We start from the raw sequence: 2,514 nt of genomic DNA on the forward strand, positions 1-2,514 counted from the left end.
TAATCACTGCCTGTAGCTGATGACGCTCTTCTGCTGTCAGGCGCACAATGTATTTTTTCTGCATGGGACTCCGGCTCGCTCCCTACAGATTACCTCAATACTCCCGTTAACCCTAATTCTTAGAGTTGACGCTGCACTAGATACATATTTTATGTGTTTTGTCAATCTCCGATCTCGAAAAGTTTTCTGCACCAGTGAGGGGATGAGGAGATGAGGGGATGAAGAGACACGGTTACCCGTTCACTGTCCTCACTCTTCCCTCTTCCCTCTTCACTGAAAAAGCTCCCTTTCCACCCTGTAGGATCGTCTCGGACAGCTTTGACAGCGAGAGGAGAACAGGGCGATATGGTGGGATTCGGACGAGACATCTGCGGCCGTCTCGACTTGGCGGAAACGCGAGAGTGGTTGGTGACGAACGGGATCGGCGGTTACGCGTGTGGAACCGTTCCGGGTGTGTTGACGCGTCACTATCACGGATTGTTAGTCGCGGCGTTGAACCCCCCGTCGGGGCGGACGCTGATGTTAGTGAAATTGGACGAGACGGCGGTATATTTGGGGCGATCGCTCGAGTTAGCCACTAACCGCTGGGCGGACGGCACGGTGTCGCCGTCGGGATATTTGCACTTAGAACGGTTTTATTTAGAAGGGTCGGTTCCCGTTTGGCAGTTTGCGATCGCCGACGCACGACTGTCTAAGCGGGTTTGGATGGAACGGGGACAAAATACCACCTATATTCGCTACACCTTAGACCGAGCCTCCGCACCGTTTCATTTGTCGGTAAAGGCGTTTGCGAACGCACGCGACCATCACGGCGGTTCGGTGGTGGGTAACTGGCAAGTGTGGGCAGTCGAAGGGGGAATCGATATCGTAGCGTTCGGCGGTGCGGTTCCGTTGCACTTGCGGGGTGGGGGAACGTGGACGCCCCAACACCGTTGGTATCGCGAGTTCGATTTAGCGATGGAACGCTATCGCGGTACGGGAAATTGGGAAAACCACCTACACGGAGCGACATTAGATCTAACGTTGGAACCAGGGGAGTCGGTTACGGCGATCGCGAGTACCCATGAAAGTTTCTGCGTCGATGGAGAAGCGGCACTTCAACGCCGTTACGCTTACGAGGATCGACTGCGCGATCGCTTTGTGGCCTGTTGTGGCAAGTCTCCGTGGCGAGAACAGTTAGCCCTCGCTGCCGACCAGTTTATTGTCGATCGCGCGATCGCTGGCGGTTCTGCCGGAAAAACAGTAATTGCGGGCTATCCTTGGTTTGGTGACTGGGGACGGGATACGGCGATTAGTTTGCCGGGGTTGACGGTGGCGACAGGACGCCCTGAGATTGCCCGGCCGATTTTACGGACGTTTGCTCGATATTTCGATCGCGGCATGATGCCGAACCTGTTTCCCGATGGCAGTTGCGAACCGGCGTACAACACCGTAGACGCGATTTTGTGGTATTTCGAGGCATTGCGAGCGTATTTCGAGGTGACGGGGGACGAGAAACTCGTTGCCGAATTATTTCCAGCATTGCGGGAAGTCGTCGATTGGCACGTGCGCGGGACGCGCTACAACATTCATCTGGACGAGGATGGGTTGTTGTATGCTGGAGAGCCGGACGTACAGTTAACCTGGATGGATGCCAAGGTAGACGACTGGGTGGTGACGCCCCGACAGGGAAAGGCGGTGGACGTCAACGCTCTGTGGTACAACGCCCTGCGTACGATGGTGGAGTTCGCGCGCGTCTCGGACAAGCCCACGCGGGAGTACGAACGGTTGGCGAAACGGGCGAAACAGGGATTCGATCGCTTTTGGTACGCCCCAGAGGGATACTGTTACGACGTGCTAGATACGCCAGACGGGAACGACGCGACGTTACGTCCGAATCAGATTTTCGCGGTGTCGTTGTCCCATGCAGTGTTGACGGGGGAACGGGCGAAGTCGGTAGTGGATTGGGTGGGGCAGAAGTTAGTGACCTCTTACGGGTTGCGATCGCTTTCTCCAGACGATATTCAGTATCGTCGGGATTACGGGGGCGATCGCTGGCAACGCGACGGGGCGTATCACCAGGGGACAGTATGGGCGTGGTTGTTGGGGCCGTTCGCAGAAGCCCATTTCCGAGTTTACGGCAACGCCGATCGAGCGCGAAGCTTCCTCGAACCGATGCGAGAGCATTTGTCGGCGGCGGGAATCGGCAGCATCAGCGAGATTTTCGACGGGGACGCGCCCCATACGCCCCGAGGTTGTTTTGCCCAAGCGTGGAGTGTGGCTGAGGTGTTGCGGGTGATGGGAAAGTTGGGTTGAGTGGTACACGTTCGGAGAAAATCAGGTTTGGCAATTCAGGGAGTTTTAACGAGAGTTCGAACTTCACTTAAGCATCAATTAATTAGGGTTTGCTGAAAAAGTTATCAAAAGCTGGGGGTGGAAAATGAACAAGAAGCCGTCTTGCTCAAGGTATAAATCTGAATTGACTTAACTCGTCCACTTTATAAGTTACAATAATATTTCTCGACAAAATTATGA

The 2,514-nt window shown here is 54.8% G+C and carries 1 protein-coding gene; it reads left to right on the forward strand.

Features of this window, described 5'->3' with window-relative positions; genetic code table 11:
- Nucleotides 1–345 precede the first annotated feature (345 nt).
- The gene (locus tag POG22_RS00315) at nucleotides 346–2,295 is read left to right on the forward strand and encodes an amylo-alpha-1,6-glucosidase (RefSeq protein WP_498902982.1); all 1,950 of its coding nucleotides are present in this window, start codon (nucleotides 346–348) and stop codon (nucleotides 2,293–2,295) included.
- Nucleotides 2,296–2,514: the final 219 nt, after the last annotated feature.

The organism is Geitlerinema sp. CS-897 (assembly GCF_028368005.1).
Lineage (GTDB): Bacteria > Cyanobacteriota > Cyanobacteriia > Cyanobacteriales > Geitlerinemataceae > Baaleninema > Baaleninema simplex.